This window comes from Streptomyces sp. NPDC090083, from assembly GCF_044747445.1.
In the GTDB taxonomy this organism is placed as follows: Bacteria; Actinomycetota; Actinomycetes; order Streptomycetales; family Streptomycetaceae; genus Streptomyces.
This window is the reverse complement of the sequence record NZ_JBIVED010000001.1, coordinates 1,147,471-1,174,345: the sequence shown is the minus strand read 5'-3', so window position 1 is coordinate 1,174,345 and position 26,875 is coordinate 1,147,471. Positions and strand designations below refer to the sequence as shown.

The 26,875-nt window shown below is 73.8% G+C and carries 1 protein-coding gene (cut by a window edge); it reads left to right on the top strand.

The window, feature by feature from the left end:
* On the top strand, window positions 1-26,875 hold the 3' portion of the coding sequence (locus ACIPTO_RS04815; RefSeq protein ID WP_401189466.1) for a hypothetical protein. 9,446 nt of this gene lie to the left of the window's left edge; 26,875 of the gene's 36,321 nt are visible here — the last part of the coding sequence; the start codon falls outside the window, past its left edge; its stop codon occupies window positions 26,873-26,875.

The window sequence follows — 26,875 nt, the reverse complement described above, 5'->3', positions numbered from 1 at the left end:
CGGTGCCGACCTCGACGCGGCCAGGAACAGCCTGGCCCGCGACGAGGCGGACCTGCGAGAGGTGCGGTCGCAGCTGCCGGGCGCCACGGCCACCGCCGGCACCGCGCGGTCGGACGCCGACACCGCGCGCGGGCACGCCGAGGACGCGGCCCTCGTCCACGAGGACGCACGCGAGTCCCACGACCGGGCGGCACAGAACCTCGCCGACATCGACACCGAGATCGACAACGCCCTCGGCCGCCGCGACGACGCGGCTGCCCGCCGCGCGACGGCGCAGATCGAACTGCCCGGAGCGGCAGGACCGGTGCTGGCAGCGGGACCCTCCGCGCTGCCCACCTCCCGCACGACCCTGGCCTCCACCAGCCCCCGCTGGCCGGGCTCGGGCCTGCCCCGCACGGCGGGCCCCTCCACCGGCAACACCCCGGGCACGGACACCGACGACGTCTCCACCAGCGACGACGACAGCGAAACCACCACTCCGGACGACGACTCGACGGACGACGGCCACTCGGTCCCGGACACCGAACTGACCACCCCCGACCCGACGGCCCCCGTCCCGCCGAAGGACCCCGCACCGCCCGGCGACGACGACACCAGCGGCGGCGACCAGGACTCCGTCCCGCACGAGGACAGCGTGTTCGACGCCTTGGTCGGCAACCTCGGCACCAACTCGGGCCAGAACAAGGGCAGTACACCCGCAGACCCGCACACCGCCCCGGCGGACACGGACACGGAAGCGGCCCCCGTCACGCAGGACGGGACCAAAACCGAACCCAAGACCGAGCCCAAGACCGAGCCCAAGACCGAACCCAAGGGCAAGGGCAAGGCCCCGGCTCAGGACGACACCGACTCCTCGACGCCGGACCCCACGTCGACCGACCCGACCGCACCCCAGCACACCCCCTTCCAGATACGCGCGCCGCGTGGCCGGACGATCCGGACCCGAGGCGACGGCCGCTGCCTCCTCTACACGTTCCTCGGCACCGACCCGCAGCGCATCCGCGACCAGGTACCCGCCCTGCGCACCGAGGCCCCCGCGACCTACGCCTGGTTGGGCCGACCGGACCAAGTCCGCGCCGGAATGGCCCAGTTCGCCCGGTGGAACGGCGTGAGCGGCCCGATCCCCGCCGCGGGCAACCACCTGCGGATCGCGGCCGACCTGCTCCGTGCCCACGCCGAGGAACGGCTGCTCACCGCCCGCAGCGGACGCCCGCTGCCGCACGAGGTGGTCGGCCAGGTACGGCAGACCCTCGCGCGGTGGTTCGGCGCGCGCACCGCGGCCATGAGCCGGCCCGAACTCCTCACCACCCTCGACGAGTACGGCATGACGGGGGTGACGGAGCCGGACCAGCTGGACGACCTCAACGCACGCTACGACCGGGCGCTGACCGAGGACGACGTGACCGGCCCGGCGGAGCCCGGCGTCCGCGACATGTTCGCCTACCTCCGGGACACGAACCGGCTCCCCACGTTCAACCAGCTCACCGACGACCAGCTCCGCAGGCTCCTCGGCCACGGATACACCGACAGCGCCGCCCAGTTCACCGACGCCGAACTCGCTCACGCGCTCGACGCCGTCCAGAACTGGTCCCAGTCGTGGGAGAGCAACCAGGGCGAGATGTTCCTCCCCCTGCTGGCGGACACCCTCGACGTGGCCGTGGAGGTGCTCAGGCCGAACACCACGACCGGCCTCGGCACCGTCACCCGCGTCGGCTCACCCACCGCCACCCGGGTGCTGGAGGTCCACTACACAGGCCTCAACCACTACAACGCCACCGACGCCGGTCCCCTCGGCGGCAACTCGTCCACCATCACCACGTCGAAGGCGCCCCGGGGCCCGGAGGACGCCGAGAGTGTCGAGCCGGACGGCCGCTACCGCCCCGAGCCCGTGCGTGCCCCGGCCGACGACCTGCCCGCCTCCCACGTCAACACTCCCGCCGCAAAGAGCAGTTGGCATGGTCTGCGTCCGCATGCGCGTCCTGCCGTGCACAGCACTGAGCGGTTCGATCCGTACGCGGACCAGTCGCAGCCGCCTCGTGCGGGTGTGCTGAGCGGTGCGACGACGCTCATCCGGACGCGGGTCCGTCGTATCCAGGCGCCCAACGGCCAGTGGGTGCGCGACTACACGGTCAACCTCCCGGTCACCTCCAACGACCCCGCGCGTATAGGCCAGTTGAACGAGCGGATCACCCGTCTCCTGGACACACACCTCAACTCCGGTCTCGCGCTGCCCGGTTCAGGCGACCAGCTCCACATCAACCTGAACCTGATCGAGGACCCCTCCCACCCCGAGACGGTCACGCTCACCGACACTTCCGAGCCGGGCCGGGCCGACCAACTCCACCTGGACGTCCACCACTCCGACGCCGACCTCCTCCATGAGGTCCTGCACTACCTGGGTCTCCCGGACGAGCAGCGGGACAACGACTTCCTCCTCCGCAACCACGCCAACAGCACCGCGGTCCGCACGACCGGGCTCATGGCGACCACGCAGGGCGCGGTCCACATCCCGCAGCGCTACCTCCGCATCATCGAGAACGTCACCGCCTCCGGTCCTCAACTCCACGACCACGCGGGCCAGGACGAGACCACCCCGACCGAGCACCCCGACACGACCCCCATCCCCACCGACTCCGATCTCATCTGGCCCGCCTCCCACGCCCCGACCGCCCCGCCCTCCGCCCCGAGCCGCCTCCCGTCGTCCTACGTGAACACCTACGGCTCGCTCCCCGACGGCACGGTGGGGCTCGTGTACGCGGAACCGTTCTCGGACGAGGTGATCGAGGGGCTGCACGGGCAGGTCTACGAGGCGCTCGGGCTGGACGCCGACGATCCGCCGGAGTCGGTGCGCGAGCAGGTGCAGGGAGCGCTGAGCCGGGAGAACCTCGCGCTTCAACTCCCGTATCTGCGCTCGAACGGCGGTCACCGGATCACCGTCACGGTCGACGGACGCGACCACACCGTGGACGTACAACTGACGCTCTCCGACGCGCGAGCCTCCCTGCGGCAGGGGCGGTTCGACCAGCGGGACCCGGACAAGCACGTCGAGCGGCGCGGGTTCGGTACGCGGGAGAACTTCTCCGGGCAGCCGTCGGGAACGTATCGCACGGTCCAGGTGCCGTGGACCGGTTCGTGGCCGATCACCGCCGCCACGCCGGTGCGGGCGGTCGACGGTTCCGTGACGGTGTCCCTCACGCACAACCAGGCCAGTGACGCGACGACCGTCACGCAGGCCGTGCAGACGACGTCCGCGCAGCGCTCCAACGAGCCTTCCGATCCGGTGGAGTTCACCACCAACTGGCGCGTGCGCGTCGACGCTCCCGCAGTCACCGCGCCGCCCGCCGCGCCCGCCACCGCGGCCGTCGCGGACACGTGGAGCCGGCCGGTGTCGCACGGGCCGACCACGATCTGGTTCCCCCGCCACCTCACCACCGCCGACCCGGCGCCGGGTTCGCTGCCCGCGCCCGCCGCTCCGGCCGACCTCCCGCTCTACGGCGTCGACACGGTGATCGACCCCCGGGCGCTGTACGAGCACGTCCACCAGACCTTCCACGCCGACCTCGACACCGTCGCCGCCGGGCAGGTCTCGGACTTCCTCTCCGAGCAGGTGCTGCGCGGCACGCTCCCGATGCAGATCGACGGCGGCATCTACTCCCCGGTGATCACCGACGCCGACGGCAACGCGGTCGGCATGCTGCGCCTGGTCACCGTCCCGGGGACCAGCACCCCGCTCCGGCAGAGCACCGCGGGGCAGATCAACCTGGAGAGCCATCTCGTCAACACCGCGAAGGTCGACCTCTCCTCGCGCTACACGAGCGGGATCGGCATCAGCGGCAGCGCTGCCGCCGGCCTCACCGGCGACCACACGCAAGGGCATCCGGACGCATCCAGCGTGATTGGCGGCAGCCTCGGTCTGCGCGGCCAGGTGCAGGCGACCGTCACCAACACGTACAGCGCGAGCAGTTCGGCCGGCACGATGCACGCGATCCGCACCAACCAGAGTCATCTGCTCGCTCCCACCGCCGTCACCTACCAGGTCACCCTGATCCGCCCGGACGGCACCGAGACGGCGGCGCCCGCGCTCGCCCAGGGCCACGGCATGGACCTCCGCGTGCTCAGCAAGGCGGCCGCGACCGGTCGCCCGCCGGCCGCCACCGAAGTGCGTGAACTCCCGGACTCCCTGGAGCGGTTGGACGGCATCGGGCTGAGCACGGCACCGCTCGACGTCACGGGTACGGACGGTCTGTTCAACGAGGCCGAGGCCTGGCTGCGGCGGGAGGGCTTCCTGCCGCCCACCGCCCCCACGGGAGTCGGCGGACGGCTGAAGCAGACGGCGCGGAACCTCGAACCCGAGCACCAGATCCGGCTGCACGCCCAGCTCAACAACCTGCGGCGACTGAACGAGGCCCGTTCGCGTACCGGCCTGCGCGCCGCGACCGACTCGATGGTCGACGGCGGTCACGCCCTGCACTTCGAGGTGCCCAACAGCACCGACACCGGCGTCCGCCGGGTGCGCCTGCTGCTCACCGCCGACCGGGACACCGGGCAGGCCAGCACGCACCGCCTGGTCCTCCCGGGCATCCAGGTCATGGGCCTCGCCCAGATGGCGGGCAGCGACGCAGAGCAGCGCGGCGAGTCGTACAGCGGTGCCCTCGGGGCGCTGGGCAGTGTCAGCGGTCCGTTGCGCAGATGGGGGTCCATCGGGTTCGGCGGCGACTACCAGTACGGGCACCAGGTCACCCACGGCGACACCGTCGGCGGCGCCACCGGGCACGACCAGTTCTTCATCGCCACCGGTCAGGACAGCCACGCGTTCGACGTGCCGGTGCGGTTCGCCCTGGACCTGTACGCGGACGACGGCGACGAGCCCAGCGAGCGGTTCGGGCGGAACGTCAACCAGGCCCTCGCTCCGGCTCCGGCCCCAACCGCCCCTGGCGCGCAGCCTGTTGCCCCGCCGCCCGTCGCACCGACAGTCACCGGTTCGCTGCGGCTCGCGGTGCCGCACGGCCGGACCCATGCACCCACGACGGCCCCCGCGCCGCCCCCGCGTGCCGACGGGGCGCCACGCCCGACGAACGCAGTGGACCACGCCCGGCTGGACGGAACCGACGCGACCGGCACGCCGCGCCCCGAGTTGGTGCGGATACCGGACGATGCGCTGATCGACACCGTGCGCGGCTCCGCCGCCATCGAGTCGGTGTTCCGGCGGGCCGCGCGGGAGATCCGCAACCAGGCACAGCAGGCCGCGCCTCCCACCCCGGCCACCGGCCCGATCCTTCCGGTCACAGCGCCCGCCCCCGCCGCCGCACCGGCCGCGCCGCAGCGCGCGAGCGTCTTCCCGCTCGCCGGGCACGGGCTGATGGACAACAGGACCCGCGCCGCCGAGACCCGGCACGCGGCCATCACCCCGGGCAGTCTGGTCGCCCACGGCCACGAGCTGTTCAAGAACTCCTATGTGGTCGAGGGCCTGAGCCTGCCGGGTACGTTCGCGGACGGTCAGTACACGCTGGAGATCCAGGCCGTCGCACACCGGCCCCGGCTGCTGGACACGACCCGGCAGTACCTGGAGACGGGCGTCTCCGCCACCGACAGCGCCCAGCAGGCCAAGTCCCTCGGAAAGTCGCACCAGTTCGGCGGCACCGGGACGGTCACCCAGAGCGCGACCACTCCGGTGGAACCGAACAGCACCGATACGGGCACGGACGGTTCGGACTCCGCGGGGAAGACCACGTCGAAGGCGAACAAGAACCAGCTCAACCCGGCCGTACGGCTCAACAAGGTGTCCCGCACCGACACCTCCGACACGCTCTCCGCCGGCACCGGCGTCAACCGCACCCCCACCGAGAGCGGGAACCTGCACCGGGTCGTCGCCGACGTCACCTACGTGGTCACGGTCCGCGCGGGTTCCCGCACCCTGCTCAACGGGCTCGGGAACCCCGGCACCATCGACCCCGTCACCTTCTCGGTGGACGTCCCGGACGGCCTCCAGTTCCTCATGACCCAGGGCCAACTCGCCCGCGACGCACGGTGGATGGGCTCCGTCCAGGGCCTCGCCCCGGCCCCCGCCCCGGCCCTGACCGCCCCCCTCCCGACGCCGTACGTCCGCAACCGCCAGCTCGGCCTTGGCGGCGTCCTCTCGGTCATCGAGTACGACCGTCCCGTGGCCGCTCCCGTCCCGGCGACCGGGCCCGCCGCCGGACAGATCCAGCTGGGGCCGGTCAACCCGCGGGAGCGGCGCGGCCAGGTGCGGCGCCGGCTGATGGGGCTGGTCGAGACCGAGGCACCCGGAGTGTTCACCCCGGGGCACGCCGGTTACCAGCCCGGTGTGCACAGCAGGATCGCCCAGCTCACCTCCACCGCCGGACTGCGCTCACTGCCCGGACGCGGCTCGGACGGCACCCCGCGCCCGGCCACCACCCGCTTCCACTTCCGCCACCACGGCTACGGCGGCGAGCGGCTGGTCGAGGTCACGCTCACGGCGGTGCCCCGCCGCACCCAGAACCTGGCCGCCGTCCGGGGCTCGTCCACCCCCGGCTCCGGTCTCGAACAGTGGCAGTCGCACACCGCGGCGGGCCGCACCACCACCCGCGCCTCGGTCCGGCAGACACAGCTCCCGATCACGCCGGCGGTCCGCTACCTGCGTCCGAACCAAGGGCCCGACCCCCTGACGACGGACCGCTCGGCGCCGGGGTTCACCCCGCAGTCCGCGAGCAGCGTCTCGGTGCGCCGGGCGACCACCGCCGACAACCGTTTCTGGCTGCGCACCGACAACGGCGCCGACTTCGACGGCCTTCAGTACGACTACGAGCTGTCCGTCCGTTCCGCGCTGGTCGCCGACTGGCCGCCCAACGTCGTCGGCGGTCTCATCCAGAACGGTGTCATCGCCTGGGCCGACGCGGACGGCGACATGCGCCAGTGGATCGACCGGATGCTGGAGGGCGGCAACTCGCGCACCGGCACCGTTCCGGTCAGCCTTGCGCTCCGGTTCACCGGTACCGAGACCAACGCGCTCACGCGGCCCGCGACGGTCACCGCCGCGTCGGTGGTCTCCGGCACCGACCCGCGCAACACCGTGCTGCCCGGACCGGCCCGTACGCCGTATCTCGCCGACGCGCAGATGTTCCATCCGGTCGGGCCGACCCCGGCGTTCTTCTTCGACGGCTGGGCGCATCTGGAGTCAGCGCTGAACGAGGTGGCGCCGCCCGGCCGGCACGGCTGGAACGCGCAGATCACCTCCGTCTCCATGGAGGGACAGGCCGTCCGGCTCGGCCAGTTGATCCAGGCCGGGCGGGTCAGCCTCGACCGTCCCCGGCTGGTCGCCGACCTCACCCGGAAGCTGCCCGGCACCACTCCCTTCGAAGGCGCGCCGGACCAGGCTCCATCGATCGCCGTGTCGCTGTACAACCCGCGCCGCTCCACCCACGCCGACGACGTCACCGTCGACCAGCTCCACAACACGACCGACACGGTGAGCACCGCCGCGGGCGCGGACCACTCCTTCGCGACCTCGTTCACGGAACTCCTCAGCGGCGACGACGACAACCGTCAGCTCGGCGGGATCAGCGTCCCGCTCGCCCAGCGGCAGACCCAGCCCTCGTCCTTCGGCGGCACCACGACCGGCAGCCGCCGCGACTGGCTCAAGCACGGCAGCACCGCGGCGCCCGCCAACGGCGCCCGTGGCACGCGGAGTTACGTCGTCGACGTCGACGCCCACCTCCTCGTGGACGGACCGCAGGGCACCCGGCACGTCACCGGCACGGTCACGCTCCGGGTGGAGGAACGCGACCTGCTCGGCCACGGTCTCATCACCCCGGCCGAGGCCCCGCCGAACGTCCACGACCTGCCCGCCCTCATCCCCGACTGGGCCACGGCAGAACCGCACACGCTGCCCGAACGCCTCAACTCCGCGATCCCGCCCGGCGATCACGGCGTCCAGGTCTGGGTGGCCCTCGGCGCCGACCCGCAGGGCATCCGGCTCGGCCAGGCGCTCTACGCGGCCTCGCGCACGGCCGTGCTCGGCAACCGCCCGCTGGAACTGATGACCCGCGACCCCCAGGGCATCCGCCGCTGGGAATTCGCCCCCGACGGCGCCCTCGTCACGGCCGACCCCGGCCTCACGACCGCCTGGACGGCCTTCGACGCCGAGGCCGTACGGCTGCACGACGCGGCCGACGTCCTCGCGGACACCCCGCGCCTGCTGAAGCTCCGCACCGCCGCCCGCCGCGAGGCCAACCAGGGCTACACGGTCGCCGTGAAGAACCACCGGAAGGCACGGCTCGCGCTCACGAACGCGACCACCGCCCACCGCGACGCCGTGGACGACGCCGCCGCCTCCGCCAAGGCGGCGGTCGACGCGGCGGCCCTGGTCGAGCGGATGAAGCAGGACTTCGCGGACGCCCGCGAGACCGTCACCACGCTTCCGCGGCAGATCGCGCGGCACGAGCGGGACGAGACGCGGGCCCGGAGCGAGCGCCGGACGGCTCTGGCCCGCCTCACCCAGACCGAGAACACCGTGCGCGCCGAACGCGCGGCAGCCCAACAGGCGACACAGGGTGGCCGGTCGAGGCCCGCACCGGCCCCCGTCGCACCCGGCGCCGCACGTACCAAGGACCCCGCGGCCGACGTCGCCGACGACCCACGCGTGCAGGCCGTGGTCACGGAGATCGACGCCCTCGACGACACGATCCAGCAGTCCGTCGATCAACTCACCGCAGAACGCCCGAGGTTGGAGCGCGCGCAGCGCATCGTCAGCATCGCACCCGAGCGCATCGGCCGGGCGGAACGGGACCACGCGGAAGCCGTCGACGAGGCGGAGCAGGACGCGCGCGACGAGGAGACCGCAGCCGAAAATCTCCGGACCGCCACCGAGCAGGAGGCCGACGCACAGGACCGGGTGGACCAGGCCCAGGCCGAAGTCGACCGCCGTGACGCGGAGATCGTCGCCGCCGTCACCGCGCAGGTGCGGGCCGCCGGCGAGCAGACGGCGGCCACCGAGGCGCTGGAGGACCTGTCCGCCGACGTCCAGGACAACGCCCCCACCCCCGAACAGTCCCTGCGCACCACCTTCGCCACCACCCCGCCCCGCTGGCCCGCACCCGACGGCCCGGCCACCCCCCTCCCGGCCGGCGGCCAGACCCACACCCCGCCCCCGGCCACCACCACCGCCACCACCGGCACGGTCCCCAAGACCGCCCCGCCGAAGCCGAAGAAGACCGCGCCGCCCAAGTCCGGTACCAGCGGCGGCAAGACGGCCCACAACAAGAAGTCGCCCGGCGCCAAGACCACGGGCCCTGACAAGACCAAGGGCCTCGACAAGGGCAAGGGCGTCGACAAGGGCAAGGCCCCGCTGGGCACGTCACCCTCCGGCACTACCCCGGCCGCCCCGCTGTCCCCGTACGTCGCCCCCGCAGGCAACGCGGTCCCGACCCCGGGCGACGGCAACTGCCTCCTCTACGCCGTCATCGGCAGCGCCCCCGGCCTGATCCGCAACCGGCTGCAGGCGGCCGACCCGGCCCTCGACCCAGGTCTCGCCCAGTGGCTCGGCCGGCCCGACGCCGTACGGCAGACCCTCACGACGATGGCGCAGCACCCGCAGACCATGACCCAGGGATCCGGTCATCTGCGGGCCGCCCAGCAGGAGTTGCAGAACCTGGTCGAGGACCGGCTGACGGCGGCTCGCGACGGCAGCCGCCCGCTGCCCCCGCAGGTGCTCGGCCAGCTCCGGGGCGTCCTCGCCGACCGGTTCGCGAGAGCGGTCCGGACCATGTCCGACGCGGACGTCACCAACCAGCTGACCGTGTACGGCATCCAGGGCCTGACCCAGGCCGAGGACCTCGCCCCGGTCGACCTCCAGACCCGCTACCTGCAAGCCGTCTCGCTCGGCACCGCGCCCGCACCGACCGGCGCCGTGCCGAGCAACCGGCGCATGTTCGCCTACCTGCGTGCGGTGAACGCCCTGCCCACGCTCGCCACCATGACACCGGACGAACGCCGGGCGCTGCTCACCGCCGGCTACCACCGCAGCACCGCCCCCCTCACCCCACCCGAGGCGGACATCCTCGACGACGCGGTGCAGAACTGGTCGAGCGTCTGGGCCAACCCGGTCGGCGACACCTTCCTGCCGCTGCTCGCCGACACCCTCGGCGTCCCGATCCACGTCTTCGAGCCGGTGACCGCCACACCCACCGGTCCCCGGGGCATCGTGCTGCGCTACGGCCCGAGCACCAACACCCGCGCGCTGGAGGTCCATTACACGGGCCTGAACCACTACAGCGCGAGCGAAGCGACCCAGGGCACGGGCGGACCGACCATCACCACGTCGAAGGCGCCCCGGGGCCCGGAGGACGCCGGGAGTGTCCAGCCGGACGGCCGCTATCGTCCCGAGCCCGTGCGTGTTCCGGCCGACGACTTGCCCGCCGCACGGGTGAACAGCCCCGCTCCGAAGGCCAGTTGGCATGGTCTGCGCCCGCATGCCCGGCCTGCGGTGCATTCGACGGAGCGGTTCGATCCGCACGTGGACCAGTCCCAGCCGCCTCGTGCGGGTGTGCTGAGTGGTGCGACGACACTGATCCGTACGCGGGTCCGTCGTATTCAGGCTCCCAACGGCCAGTGGGTGCGTGACTACACGGTCAACCTGCCGGTCACCTCCAACGACCCGGCGCGTGTGGGCCAGTTGAACGAGCGGATCTCCCGTCTCCTGGACACGCACCTCAACTCCGGTCTGGCGCTGCCCGGTTCGGGCGACCAGCTGCACATCAACCTGAACCTGATCGAGGACCCGTCCCACCCCGAGACGGTCACGCTCACCGACACGGCGGAGCCGGGCCGGGCCGATCAACTCCATCTGGACGTCCACCACTCCGACGCCGACCTCCTCCATGAGGTCCTGCACTATCTGGGTCTGCCGGACGAGCAGCGGGACAACGACTTCCTCCTCCGTAACCACGCCAACAGCACCGCGGTCCGCACGACCGGTCTGATGGCGAGCACGCAGGGCGCGGTCCACATCCCGCAGCGCTACCTCCAGATCATCGAGAACGTCACCGCCTCCGGCCCTCAACTCCACGACCACGCGGGCCAGGACGAGACCACCCCCACACTCGATCCCGACGCCGCTCCCATCCCGACCGACGCCCCCCTCACCTGGCCCGCCTCCCACGCGCCGACCGTCCCGACCCCCGCACCGGCTCAACTCCCCTCGTCCTACGTCACCTCGTACGGCGCGCTCCCGGACGGGGCCGTCGGTCTGGTGTACGCGGAGCCGTTCTCGGACGAGGTGATCGAGGGGCTGCACGGGCAGGTCTACGAGGCGCTCGGACTGGACGCCGACGATCCGCCGGAGTCCGTGCGCGAGCAGGTGCGGGCTGCGCTGAACCGGGACAACCTCGGGCTCCAGATGCCGTATCTGCGGGCGAACGGCGGTCACCGGATCACCGTCACGGTCGACGGACGCGACCACACCGTGGACGTACAGCTGACGTTGTCCGATGCGCGGGCCTCCCTGCGGCAGGGGCGGTTCGATCCGCGCGATCCGGACAAGCACGTCGAGCGGCGCGGGTTCGGCACGCGGGAGAACTTCTCCAGCCAGCCGTCGGGGACGTACCGGACGTTCCAGGTGCCGTGGACCGGGTCGTGGCCGATCGAGGCGGCGACCGCGGTGCGGGCGGTGGACGGCTCGGTGACGGCGGCCGTCACGCACAACCAGGCCGGCGATGCCACCACGGTCACGCAGGCCGTGCAGACGACGTCCGCTCAGCGCTCCAACGAGCCCTCCGATCCGGTGGAGTTCACCACTCAGTGGCGGGTGCGCGTCGACGCGCCCTCGGTCACCGCGCCGACCACCGGTACCGCGCCCGCCGCCGACGGCTGGGGCACCGCGGAGTCGCACGGGCCGACCACGATCTGGTTCCCCCGGCACCTCACCACCGCCGACCCGGCGCCGGGCTCGCTGCCCGCTCCCGCCGCTCCGGCCGACCTCCCGCTCTATGGCGTCGACTCCGTGCTCGACCCCCGGGCGCTGTACGAGCATGTCCACCAGACCTTCCACGCCGACCTCGACGAGACCGCGGCCGGGCAGGTCTCGGACTTCCTCTCCGAGCAGGTGCTGCGCGGCACACTGCCGATGCAGATCGACGGCGGCATCTACTCCCCGGTCCTCACCGACTCCTCCGGCAACGCGGTCGGCATGCTGCACCTGGTCACCGTGCCGAACGTCGGTACCCCGCTGCGGCAGAGCACCGCGGGGCAGATCAACCTGGAGAGCCATCTCGTCAACACCGCCAAGGTGGACCTCTCCTCCCGTTACACCAGCGGGATCGGGGTCAGCGGCAGCGGCGCCGCCGCGCTCACCGGCGACCACACGCAGGGGCATCCGGACGCGTCCAGCGTGATCGGCGGCAGTCTCGGTCTGCGCGGCCAGACCCAGGCGACCGTCACCAACACGTACAGCGCGAGCAGTTCGGCGGGCACGATGCACGCCATCCGTACCAACTGGGGCCACCTCCTCACCCCGTCCGGCACCACCTACCAGGTGACCCTGATCCGCCCCGACGGCACCGAGACGGCGGCGCCCCCGCTCACCCAGACCCGGGGCATGGACCTGCGCGTGCTCAGCCGGGCGGACGCCAACGGGCACCCGCCCACACCCGCCGAAGTACGTGAACTCCCGGACTCCCTGGAGCGCTTGGACGGCATCGGGCTGAGCGCCGCGCCCTTGGACGTCACGGGCGCGGACGGTCTCTTCGACGAGGCCGAGGCCCATCTGCGGCGCGAGGGCTTCCTGCCGCCCGCCCCAACAGCCGTCGCCCCCACGGGAATCGGCGGACGGCTGAAGCAGACGGCGCGCAACCTCGAACCCGAACACCAGATCCGGCTGCACGCCCAGCTCAACAACCTCCGCCGGCTGCGCGAGGCCCGCTCCCGCACCGGCCTGCGCGCCGCCACCGACGCCATGGTCGACGGCGGTCACGCCCTGCACTTCGAGGTGCCCAACAGCACCGACACCGGCGTCCGCCGCGTCCGGCTGCTCCTCACCGCCGTCCGCGACCACACCCAGGCCAGCACCCACCGCCTGGTCCTCCCGGGCATCCAGGTCATGGGCCTCGCCCAGATGGCGGGCAGCGACGCCGAGCAGCGCGGCGAGTCCTACGGTGGCGCGCTCGGGCCGATGGGCAGCGTCAGCGGTCCGCTCGGCGGCTGGGGGTCCATCGGCTTCGGGGCCGATTACCAGTACGGGCACCAGGTCACGCACGGCGACACCGTCGGCGGCGCCACCGGGCACGACCAGTTCTTCATCGCGTCCGGCCAGGACAGCCACGCCTTCACGGTGCCGGTGCGACTGGCGCTCGACTTGTACGCGGACGACGGCGATCAGCCCAGCGAGCGGTTCGGGCGGAACGTCAACCAGGCCCTCGCTCCGGCCCCGGCCCCAACCGCCCCTGGCACGCAGCCTGTTGCCCCGCCGCCCGTCGCACCGACCGTCTCCGGCACACTGCGGCTCGCGGTGCCGGACGGCCGTACCCACGTACCTCCCGCGGTCGCCGCGCCGCCCGTCGCGCGCGTCGACGGGGCGCCGCGCCCGGTGAACGCGGTGGACCGGGCCCGGCTGGACGGGACCGACGCGACCGGCACCCCGCGCCCCGAGCTGGTACGGATACCGGACGACGCGCTGATCGACACCGTGCGCGGCTCCGCCGCCATCGAGTCGGCGTTCCGGCGCGCCGCCGCCGACATCCGCAACCAGGCCCAGCCGACGCCCGCCCCACCGGCCACCGGCCCGATCCTCCCCGTCACCGCGCCCGCCCCGGCGCCCGCCGCGCCGCAGCGCGACGGCATCTCACCGCTCGCCGGGCACGGGCTGATGGACAGCAGGACCCGTGCCGCCGAGACCCGGCACGCGGCGATCACTCCCGGCAGTCTCGTCGCTCATGGCCACGAGCTGTTCAAGAACTCCTATGTGGTCGAGGGCCTGAACCTGCCGGGGACCCTGGCCGACGGGCAGTACTCCCTGGAGATCCAGGCCGTCGCGCACCGGCCCCGGCTGCTGGACACGACCCGGCAGTACCTGGAGACGGGCGTCTCCGCCACCGACAGCGCCCAGCAGGCCAAGTCCCTCGGAAAGTCACACCAGTTCGGCGGCACCGGGGTCCTCACCCAGAACCCGCCCACACAGCCGAGCGGACCGGAGAACGCGGCCGGGCAGGGCAACACCGGCCCCGAGTCGGACGGTTCGGTCTCCACCACCCAGAGCAGCGGCAAGCCGTTCAAGGGACTCTTCAACCCCTCGGCGCGGCTCGGCTACGTCTCCCGCACGGACACCGCCGACACCCTCTCCGCCAGCACGGGCGTCAACCGCACCCCCACCGAGAGCGGCACCCTGCACCGGGTCGTCGCCGACGTCACCTACCTGGTCACGGTCCGCGCCGGATCCCGCACGCTGCTCAACGGCGTCGGCGAGCCCGGCACCGTCGCCCCCGTCACCTTCGCGGTGGACGTACCTGACGGCCTCCAGTTCCTCATGACACAGGGCCAACTCGCACGCGACGCACGGTGGATGGGCTCCGTCCAGGGCCTCGCCCCGGCCCCCGCACCGGCCCTGACCGCCCCCCTCCCGACGCCGTACGTCCGCGACCGCGAACTCGGCCTCGGCGGCGTCCTCTCGGTCATCGAGTACGACCGTCCCGTGGCCGCTCCCGTCCCGGCGACCGGGCCCGCCGCCGGACAGGTCCCGCTCGGGCCGGTCAACCCGCGGGAGCGGCGTGGTCAAGTCCGGCGCGAACTGCTGGAGTTGGTCGAGGCGGAGGCGCCCGGCGCGGTCACCCCGGGGCACCCCGGTTACCAGCCCGGTGTGCACAGCAGGATCGCCCAGCTCACCTCGACGCCGGGACTGCGCGCACTGCCCGGGCGCGGCCCGGACGGCACCCCCCGCCGTGCCACCACCCGCTTCCACTTCCGCCACCACGGCCACGGCGGCGAGCGGCTGATCGAGGTCACGCTCACGGCGGTGCCCCGCCGCACCCAGAACCTGGCCGCCGTCCGGGGCTCGTCCACCCCCGGCTCCGGTCTCGAACAGTGGCAGTCGCACACGGCGGCGGGACGTACGACCACCCGCGCCTCGGTCCGGCAGAAGCAGCTCCCGGTCACCCTGACCACCCGCTACCGCCGCCCCAACCAGGGCCCCGATCCGAAGCGGACCGACCGCGCGGCCCCGGTGTTCACCCCGCAGTCGGCCACCAGCAGGTCCGCCCGCCGCGCGACCACCGCCGACAACCGGTTCTGGCTGCGCACCGACAACGGCGCCGACTTCGACGGCCTCCAGTACGACTACGTCCTGTCCGTGCGCTCCGCGCTGGTCGCCGACTGGCCGCCCAACGTCATCGGCGGCCTCATCCAGAACGGCGTCATCGCCTGGGCCGACGCGAACCACGACGTACGCCGCTGGGTGGACGAACTCCTGGCGCGCGGCAACCCGCGCACCCGCACCGTCCCGGTCCGGCTGAGTCTGCGGTTCACCGGTACCGAGACCAACGCACCCACGCGGCCCGCGACGGTCACCGCCCCGTCGGTCGTCTCCGGCACCGACCCCCGCAACACCGTGCTGCCCGGCCCTGCCGCCACCCCGTATCTCGCCGACGCCCAGATGTTCCACCCCGTCGGGCCCACCCCGGCGTTCCACTTCGACGGCTGGGCACACCTGGAGACCGCCCTCGACCAGGTGGCACCGCGCGGCGGACGCGGCTGGCACGCCCAGATCACCTCCGTCTCCGTGGAGGGACAGGCCGTCCGGCTCGGCCAGTTGATCCAGGCCGGCCGCGTCTCCCTCGACCGCCCCCGGCTCGCCGCCGACCTCACCCGCAAGCTGCCCGGCACCGCCCCCTTCGAGGGAGCACCGGCCCAGCCCCCGACCATCGCGGTCACGCTCTACAACCCGCGCCGCTCCACCCACGCCGACGACGTCACCCTCGACCAGCTCCACAACTCCACCGACACGGTGAGCACCGCCGCCGGTGCCGACCACTCCTTCTCCACCGCGTTCACCGAACTCCTCAGCGGCGACGACGACAACCGCCAGCTCGCCGGACTCAACGTCCCGCTCGCCCAGCGGCAGACCCAGCCCTCCACCTTCGGCGGCACCACCACCGGCAGCCGCCGCGACTGGCTCAAGTCCGGCAGCACCTCCGCACCCGCCGGCGGCGCGCGCGGGACCAGGAGCTACGCAGTCGACGCGGACGTCCACCTGCTCGTGGAAGGACCGGAGGGCACCCGCCATGTCACCGGCACGGTCACCCTTCGAGTGGAGGAGCGCGATCTGCTCGGCCACGGTCTCATCACCCCGGCCGAGGCCCCGCCGAACGTCCACGACCTGCCCGCACTGGTCCCCGACTGGGCCACCGTGGAACCGCACACGCTGCCCGAACGCCTCAACTCGGCTGTTCCGGCGGGCAGTCACGGAGTCCAGGTCTGGGTGGCCCTCGGCGCCGACCCGCAGGGCGAACAGCTGGGCCGGGCCCTCTACGCCGCGTCCCGCGCGGCCGTGCTCGGCAACCGCCCGCTGGAGCTGATGACCCGCGACCCCCAGGGCATCCGCCGCTGGGAGTTCGCCCCGGATGGCGCCCTCGTCACCTCGGACCCCGACCTCACCACCGCGTGGACCGCCTTCCACACCGAGGCCGTACGGCTCCACGACGCCACCGACACCCTCGCCGACACCCCGCAGCGGCTGAACCGCCTCACCGCCTCGCTCCAGCACCGCAACCGGGCGCACACGGACGCCGTCGACGCCCACGCGCGGGCCCGGCACGCGGTCGCGGTCGCGGTCACCGCCCACGGCGACGCCGTGGTGGAGGCCGCCGCGTCCGCCAAGGCCGCGGTCGACGCGGCGGCCCTGGTCGAGCGGTTGAAGCGGGACTTCGCGGACGCGCGGCGGACGGTCACCACGCTGCCGCCGCAGATCGCGCGGCACGAGCGGGAAGAGACCCGGGCACGCAGCGAACGCCAGTCGGCCCTGGCCCGTCTGACCCAGACCGAGAACACCGTGCGCACCGAACGCGCCGCGGCACGCGCGGCGGCCCAACGGGCAGCGCAGGGTGGGCAGTCGACGACCGCGCCGACCCCCGCACCGGCCCCCGTGGCCCCCAACGCTGCGCGCACGAAGGTCCCCGCGGCCGATGTCGCCGACGACCCGCGCGTGCGGGCCGTGGTGACGGAGATCGACGCCCTCGACGACACGATCCAGCAGGCGACCGATCAACTGATCGCAGACCGCCCGAAGTTGGCGCGCGCGCAGCACATCGTGAGCGTCGCCCCCGAGCGCATCGGTGAGGCCGAGGAGGCCCACCAGGAGGCCGTCGAGGAAGCGGGGCAGGACGCGCGCGCCGTCGTCCGCCGGGCCGAGAACGTACGGATCGCCAGGTTCCGTGAGGCCCGCGCCCAGCGCCGCATACCCCGCGCCCAGGCCCGGATCGCCCGCCGCAACGGCCAGCTCGCCACCGCCGTCACCGCCCAACTCCAGGCTGCGGCGGACCAGGTGGCCGCCACCGGCGCGCTGCCGGGCGTGTCCGCCGACGTCCAGGACAACGCCCCCACTCCCGAGCAGTCCCCGCGCACCACCTTCGCGACCACCCCGCCCCGCTGGCCCGACCCCGACGGCCGCCCCACCCCCCTCCCGGCCGCGGGCCAGACCCACACCCCGCCCCCGGCCACCACGACGACGCTGCCGACCACCACGACCACCACCACGACTACGACCACGCAGACCCCGCCGAAGCAGCCGCCGAAGAAGACCACGCCGCCCAAGCCCGACAAGAACAAGGACAAGGGCAAGCACAAGGACAAGTCCAAGGACACGGCCAAGGAGAAGGGCAAGCAGCCGGCCAACGGCAAGACCGCGAGCACGAGCACGTCCAAGAACGCGGGCCCCGACAAGACGAAGAGCACGGGAACCGACACGACCAAGGGCAAGACCGGACCCGCGCCCACACCCGGCACGACCGCGACCCCGCCCGCCCCGCTGACGCCCTACGTCGCGCCCACCGGCAACGCCGTCCCGACCCCCGGCGACGGCAACTGCCTCCTGTACGCCGTCATCGGCAGCGCGCCCGGCCACGTCGCCACCCGGCTGCGCCAGGCCGACCCGGCCTTCGACGCGGGCACCGACGCCTGGCTCGGGCAGCCCCACCTCGTCCGGCAGACCCTCACCACCCTCGCGCAGCACCCGGCGACCGCCGACCAGGGAACCGCCCATCTCCGGGCCACCCGGCGGGCGTTGCAGAACCTGGTGCTGGCCCGCCTGACCGCCGCACGCAACAACACCCACCCGCTCCCGCCGCAGGTACTCGGCCAGCTCCGGGGCGTCCTCGTCGGCCGGTTCGCGACGGCCGTCCAGGGCATGAACAACGCCACCGTCGACACCCAACTCGCCCTCTACGGCATCCAGGGCCCGACCCGCGCCGAGCAGATGGACCCGGCCGACCTCCAGGCCCGCTACGTGCTCGCCGCCTCGGCCCCGGGCGCACCGCCCGCACCGCCCGGCACCCCGCCGAGCAACGCGCGGATGTTCGCCTACCTCCGCGCGCTGAACGCGCTGCCGACCGTCGCCACCATGACACCGGACGAGCGCCGGGCCCTGCTGGTCGCCGGCTACCACGAGAGCACCGCCCCGATCACCGCGCCCGAGGCTGCCGTACTCGACCGCGCGGTGCGCAACTGGTCGACCGAATGGGCGAATCGCGTCGGCGACGCCTTCCTGCCGCTGCTCGCCGACACCCTCGGCGCCCCGATCCACGTCTTCCAGCCGATGCCCGCCGCCCTCGCCGGCACCACCGCGACCGGCGGCCCGCGAGGCATCGTCCTGCCGTACGGGCCGACGACCAACACCCCTCCGCTGGAGGTCCATTACACGGGCCTCAACCACTACAGCGCGAGCAACGTGAACGCCGCGGCCGCCCCGCCGAACGTCACCACGTCGAAGGCGCCCCGAGGTCCGGAGGACGCCGAGAGCGTCCAGCCGGACGGCCGCTACCGTCCGAAGCCGGTGCGTGCCCCGGCCGACGACCTGCCTGCCGCACGGGTGAACAGCCCCGCTCCGAAGGCCAGTTGGCATGGTCTGCGTCCGCATGCGCGTCCCGCCGTGCATGCGACGGAGCGGTTCGATCCGCACGCGGACCAGTCCAGGCCGCTCCGTCCGGGCACTCTCAGCGGCGCGACGACGCTCATCCGGACGCGGGTCCGTCGTATCCAGGCTCCCAACGGCCAATGGATACGCGACTACACGGTCAACCTGCCGGTCACCTCCAACGACCCGGCACGTGTGGGCCAGTTGAACGAGCGGATCACCCGTCTCCTGGACACGCACCTCAACTCGGGTCTCGCGCTGCCCGGTTCGGGCGACCAGCTCCACATCAACCTGAACCTGATCGAGGACCCGTCCCACCCCGAGACGGTCACGCTCACCGACACGGCTGAACCGGGTCGGGCCGATCAACTCCACCTGGACGTCCACCACTCCGACGCCGACCTCCTGCACGAGGTCCTGCACTATCTGGGTCTGCCGGACGAGCAGCGGGACAACGACTTCCTCCTCCGTAACCACGCCAACAGCACCGCGGTCCGCACGACCGGTCTGATGGCGACCACGCAGGGTGCGGTCCACATCCCGCAGCGCTACCTCCGCATCATCGAGAACGTCACCGCCTCCGGTCCTCAACTCCACGACCACGCGGGCCAGGACGAGACCACCCCGACCGAGCACCCCGACACGACCCCCATCCCCACCGACACACCCCTCATCTGGCCCGCCTCGAACGCGCCGGTGGCACCGCCCTCTTCGGCCTTCGTGCTCGGGTACGGCGCCAGGCGGGACGGCAACGTGGGCCTGGTGCTGCTCGAACCGCTGTCGGAGGCCGTGGTGAACGGCGTCCACCAGCAGGTGATGACGGCGCTCGGGCTGGGGACCGCGCCGGACACGCATCCCGTGCGGGAGCAGCTGCGGACGGTGGCGAGCGGTGAGGAACTGGTGCTCAACCTGCCGTATCTGCGCGGGAGTCTGGGCTTCCGGATCACCGTGCGGGTGGACGGCCGGGACCGGACCGTGGACCTGCGGATGCGGCCCGTGAACCCGGTGGCGGCGGCCCGGTACGGACAGGCCGAGGGCGGGGTGCGGGACGTACGGGTGGAGCGGCGCGGGATCGGTTCGCAGGAGTCCGTGTCGTCGGAGGTGTCCGGCAACATCCGTACCCTGATGCTGCCTTGGACCGGGCTGTTCCCGATCAGCAGGGCGATCCCGGTGCGCGGTGTCGACGCGGCGCTGACCCTCGCGCTGACCCTGAACCAGCTGTCGTCGAGCGCGTCGGTGACGACGGTGGTGACATCGACGACCGCGCAGCGCAGCAACGAGCCCTCGGAACCGTACGACTTCGACGCCCTGTGGGACGTACGCGTCGACACCCCGGCACTGGCCGCGCCCGTCACCTGGTCGGCGGAGCAGTCGCACGGGCCGGTGACCATCTGGTTCCCGCAGCATCTGGCGCGGGACGAGGACGGGGAGTTGCCGGCGGCGGCGGACCTGGACGTGCTGCCGATCTGGGGCGTGGACACGGTGGCGGAGCCGGGGCGGCTGCTCGCCGAGACGCTCCAGCACTTCCGCGGCCGACTGCGGTCGCTGGACACGGATTCGGCGTCGGAGCTGGAGACGTTCCTGTCGGAACCGCTGCTGCGCGGCACCCTGCCGATGCAGCGGGAGGGCGGGGTCTTCTCACCGGTGCTGCTCGACACGTCGGGTCGCGCGATCGGCATGTTCCAGCTGCGGACCGAGGTCACGGTGGGCGAGCCGCTGCGGCAGAGCGTCGCCGGGAAGATCAACCTGGAGAGTCACCTCACCCAACTCGTCAAGATCGACGCCCAGTCGAAGTTCAGCAGCGGCGCGTCGCTGTCCGGGAGCGTCGGCCCCGCCCTCACCGGCGACCACAGCGAGGGCCACCCGGAGGCGACGCGCCGGGTCGGCGGCGGTGTCCTGGGACGGGTCTCGGCCCAGGCCGGGACGAGCGGCGCGCTGAACCAGAGCGCCAGTGCGTCCCTGATGCACGAGGTCCGCACCAAGCGCAGTCACCTGCTGGCGCCGGCCTCGGTCCAGCACACGCTGGTGTTCCACCGGGCGGGCGGCGGCCAGGAGACCTTCGAGCCGGACGCGTGGCCGGCCGGCATGCATCTGCGGGTGATGACCGCCGCGGACGCCGCCGGCCATGTCCCGACGGCGGAGGAACTGCGGCGGCTTCCGGCGGAGTTGGAGCATCTGCGGTCGATCGGCGCCAGTGCGACACCGCTGGCCGTGACGGGCGCCGAACCCCTCTTCGTGCACGCAGAGAACTGGCTGCGCCGCGAGGGATTCCTGCCCCCGGACCTCCACGCGCGCACCCTCGTCCTGCCCGACGAGGCGCTGGTGCAGGCCCAGTTGAACAACCTGCGCCGGTTCGCGCAGGCCCGGTCGCAGATCGGACAGCGGGCCGCGGCCGACGCCATGCTGGACGGCGGGCACTCGCTGTTCCTGGAGATCCCGACCGTGGCCGGCAGCCGCAGGGTGCGGCTGGTGCTCAGTGCGGAGCGCGGCACCGGCGACTCCACGCACACCACGGTGCTGCCGCACGTGGAGGGCGTCGGCCTGGTCTCGCTGTCGACGGTCGCCGCCGACCAGAACGGCTCGCAGTACGGGGTGTCGTACGGCGCGGGCGGCTCCTTCGGCATCCCGGTGCGCGACGGTGCCTGGACCCTCGGCGGCACCGCCGACCACGTGCGTTCCCACCAGGTGCAGCAGGACAACAGCGTGCAGGTGTCCGTCGGGCACGACCAGCAGTTCCAGGGCACCGGCGCGGGACAGCGCAGCGAGGTGTTCGAGGTGCCCGCCGACTTCGCGCTCGACCTGTACGAGGGCCCGGGGGAGGAGCCCCTGGTGCGGTTCGCGCACCAGACGGCCATGGAGCCGTACGTGCCGCACGGCGCGCCGCCGCGCGGGCCGGACGACCCGCCGCCGCCTCCGCCCCCGGACCGGGTGGCGGGCTCGCTGCGGCTGTCGGTGCCGACGCTCCGCACGCTGCCCGCCGTCGACGGGGAGCCCGCCCCGGCGGCGCCTCCCGCGCACACCGTGCGGGCCGCGAACGACGCCGACCGCACCGCGCTCGAACTCAGCGACGAGCACGGCGGCCCGCTGCCCGACTCGATACCGCTGCCGGACGACTCGATGGTGGAGGTGTTCCGGGCGTCGGCCGCGCTGGACGAGGCGTTCCGCGCGGTGCTCGGCAACACCTACGAAGGGCACCCGGCACGCGGTCTGCTGGACGGCGTGCTCGACGCGGTCGCGGACCGGACTCCGGCCCCGGTGGCGCGAGTCGGCCGTGCCGTCGGCGAGTCGCTGGCCGGAGCCGCCGCCACCGACCCGACCACGGTGACGGCGGAGATGCTGACCGCCGCCCGCAACCCCGTCGCCCTGCTGGCCCGCGGCCACCAGGTGTTCAAGGGCGCCTACGTGATCGAGGGCCTCACCCTGCCCGGGCTCGCCGCCGACGAGGTGCTGTCGGTGGAGATCCGCGGCGCCCTGCGCCGGGCGCGGGCCTCGGACGCGTTCACGCAGTACTTCGAGTCCGGGCTCAACGCCTCCGACGGCGCCGGGCAGCAGCGCGGGGTCGCGCATGCCGCGCAGTGGGCGGCCGGCTTCACCTCCGTCCAGAACAACTCCTCGTCCCAGACGCCGGGTTCGGACCAGGCGGCCGGCAACGACGGCGACGTCGGCGGCCTCGGCGACGGCGGCATGCGACGCCGCGCCGACACCCCGGCCGAGACACCGGGCGGCGGTACGTCCACCACCGCCCCCCGCGCCACCACCTTCAACCCCTCGGCCCGCTACACCCGCACCACCCGCCACGAGAAGGGCCGCGGGCTCGCCTCCTCGACGCTCGTGCACCGCACCGCCACCGAGGGCGGCACCCAGCACCGCGTCTCGGCCGACGCCCTCCTGCTGGTCACCTTCCGCCGGGGCCGCCGCAACCTGGTGGGCAACGCGCTCGGCCAGGGCGAGGGCCGCGCCGTCACGGTCGCGGTCGAACTCCCGGACGCCGTAAGGTTCTTGATCTCCCCGGCACAGATACGGCGGCACGCCCGCTGGTACGCGACCGTGCCCGGACTCACCGTGCCCGCGCCGGTACCGGGCGACGTGCCGCTGCCGCGCCGCTTCGTCGCCTCCGGCGAGGTCGGCCTCGGCAGCGTCCAGGCCATGGACCAGTTCACCGACGCCACCCGCAGCGTGCGGCGCCCCGACCTGTTCCGGCGCCAACTCCTCGCCCTCATCGAGGAGGAGGCCCCCGGCACGACCCGCCCCGGCCACGCGTCCTACCTCGCGGGCGTCGGCACCCGCATCGCCGACCTCACCTCCACGGCGGGCCTGCGCACCCTCGCGGGCCGGGGCCCCGGCCGCGTCCAGCGCTTCCGCTTCCGCCACGTCGGCTACGGCGGCGCCCGCCTCGTCGAGGTCACCCTCACGGCCCGCCCGGACGCCGACGCCCACGCGCTCCGCCTGCTGCGCGGCCACCGGGGCGCCCAGGGCACCGGCATCGAGCAGGTCCACGGGCACACCCCGTCCGCGGTGACCGACCGGACCTCCCACACCGTCCGCCACTCCGGGTTCGTCCAGCTCCAGACCCGGCTCCCGAGGCCCACCGGCGGCCCCCGCACCGACCGCGCGGGCGCCCTGCTCAGCGCCGACACCCTGCGCGGCAACTCGGCCCGCGTCACCCGCGCCGCCGAGGACCGCCACTGGCTGCGCACCGACAACGTCGCCGACTTCGACGGCGTCCCGTACCGGCTGGTCGCCACCGTGCGCTCCTCCCTGACCGCCGACTGGCTCATCGACCTGCCCGCCGCCGTGTTCCAGCACGGCGTGCTCAGCCTCACCGACGCGAACACCACCCTCGCCGACCGCATCGCCCACCTCTTCCTCGGCCGCCCGACCCGCACCACCGCCGTCCACACGATGGCCGCACTGCGCTTCACCGGCAGCGAGACCGGCGAACCCGCCCCGGCCGCACCGCAGTTGACGGTCGGCCAGTCCCCGCGGCGGCCGACGCCGACCGGCCGCCGGTTCACACCGGGCGGCCCCGCACCCGTCTTCTCCTTCGACGCAGGCCCCCAGCTCGCCGCCGCTCTCGGCGAGGTCGCCCCGGCTCTCACCCGCAACTGGCGCCGGATCGCCGCCTCCGACTCGGCGGACAACACCGCCGTACGGATCGGCGAACTCGTCCAGGCGGGCACCCTCTCCCTCGACCGCCCGCGCGGCCCCGCCGGACTCACCCCCTCGATGCCCGGCGCCTACCCGTTCCAGGGCGCGCCCGGCACCCCGCCCCGGCTCACCGTGGAGCTGTACCGGCCGCGCCCCGTCACCGACGCGGGCGACGTGACGATCGACCGGGTACGGCTCAACACGGTCAGCGCGGGCTCCGCCTCGCACGCCGGTGTCACCGGAAGCCTCTCGGCCCAGGGCGGCTTCAGCGCCACGGACAGCAACCGCCAGCTCGTCGGCTTCACCGTGCCGGTGCTCGCCCGCCCGGCGCAGGACCCGGGCTCGGGCGCCGGCATCGCCGGAACCCGCCGCGAGTGGCTCAAGCGCGGCGACACCAAACTCCCCGAGGGCACCCGTGGCACCCGCAGCCACGAGATCGTCGCCGACGCGATCGTCACCGTCCACGGCCCGAACGGCACCCGGTACGTCGCCGGCACGGTCCGGCTGCGCCCCCTGGAGCGGGACCTCCTGGGCCACGGCGTCACCACCGGCCTCACCGACCCGGGCGTCTACGACGGCGCCTCCCTCACCCGCGAGGCGGCCGACGACCGCGCACCGGGCGAGCGCGCCGACGCGATCCTGCGCGACTGGCGCACGGTGCCGCTCCGCGACCTCCCGACCCTCATGGCCCACGGCATCGGCGCGACCGGTGACGGCGACGGCGGCATGATCCAGCTCTGGCTCGCCACCGACGGCACCGCCGACCAGACCGCCCGCGCCCTGTACGCCGCCTCGGGCACGGCCGCACTCCTTGGCCGGCCGGTCGAACTCGCCCTGCGGGACGGGGACGGCGTGCGGTTCCGGCAGTTCGGTGCGGACGGTGATCCCCTGGTGCCGGCGAGGGCCGAGGAAACCGGCGAAGGGCAGGACGAAGACGGCCTGGAACAGGGACAGTTGGCGGGCGACCAGGGCGATGCCGCCCTCGACGCGGGCTGGGCGGCGGCCCGGGACCAGATCCGCACGCTGGAGAACGCCGGGCACGCGGAAGACGCGGCGCGCACCGAGGAGATCCGGCTCCAGGACCAAGTGCCGGACACCCAAGAGGCGTTGGCGGAGGCCGAGCCCCGGTTGACGGAGGCGGACCGGGAACTGCTCACGGCCGGAGCCGCGGCGGCCACCGCCGCCGACGGACTCGCCGCCGCCGAGCGGGCCGTGTCGGCCGCCGAACGCACCGACCAGGAACGCGCCGCCCGCGTCACGGAGTTGACGACGGAACTCCGGGAACGGAACGAGCGGGCGGAGGACGCGGCCCGGACCGCGGGGGAGTCCCGCGACGCGGTCCGCACGGCGGAGGACGAACTCGCGGCGGCGGAACGGGCCGTACGCGAGGCGGAGGAGGCGGCGGAGCAGGATGCCGCCGACCCGGCCGGACAGGGCGGACGTGCGCGGCGTGGCGCGGGCGATACCGCGGCCGACGGCGACGGTTCACCGGTCCGGCGTCGGTCGCGGATCAACCGGGCCCGCACCGCATTGGACCGGGCCCGGACCGACGCCGCCGCGGCCGACCGCGCGGCCGGCACCGCCCGGCATGCCGCCGACGACACCGCACTCCGGCTCGGGCTGGCCCGGGACGCGGCCCGTACCGCCGCCGCCGGGCTGACCCGCGCCCGGGACCTCGCCGCCACGGCGGCCGGGACGGACCGTACGGCCCAGGCGGAGCTGACGGCGGCGACGGCGCACCGCGACCAGATGCTCGCCGCGCGGGACGAGGCCCAGCGGGCCCTGGACACCCTCACCGGCGGGATCGACGAGGCCCTCGCCGAGCAGGCCAGGCAGGCGGCCCGGCAGCGCAACGCGGAACACGATCTCGGCGATGCCGTAGCCCTGTTGGAGACGCGGCGGGCGGCGGCGGGCGACGGAACTGCTCCGCTGACCACGGGTTCCCTGTCCACGACCCCGGCCGCCTGGCCCCGCCGCACACCGCGCCCGCCGCTGGCCCGCAACGGCGCGGGACGGGCGACCGAGCTGAGGGACGACCCGCGGGAGGAGCCGGAGAACGAGCCCCGGGAACCGCAGCTCCCTCCCGTCGTCGCGCCGGAGCAGGGACCCGGGACGTTCGCCCACGCACTGGCCGGTCTACTCTCGACTCCCGGTACCGCCGATCCCGCTCCCCCCACCCCCGTCTGGACCCGTGCCCAAGACCCCCACACCGCCCTCCTCGCCTGGGCCCAGGCCGACGTGACGGCTCACGGCGCCCCGGACGACGCCCCGCTCCCCACGCCGGAGACCGCGGTGCCGACCGACCTGCTCGCCGAAATCGGCGCGCTCACCGAGGAGTTGCGCGCCCAGTCGATCCTGCAGAGCGGCACGGTGACCGTCGGGGAGGCCGGGCTCGACGACACCGCGCGGCTCGCCCTGGTACTGGCCCGCCCCGACGACGCCGCCTACGCGGCCACCCTCGCGGCCCTGGTCGCACGGGACACCGGGCGGCCCCTCGTGCTGCACGGCCCCGGCGCGCTCACCCGGCGCTTCGGCCCGGCCGAGGGCGCCCCGCTGACCTTGTATTTTGACGGCAACCGGTTCACGGTCAACCCGCCCGCCCCGGACGACGACTGA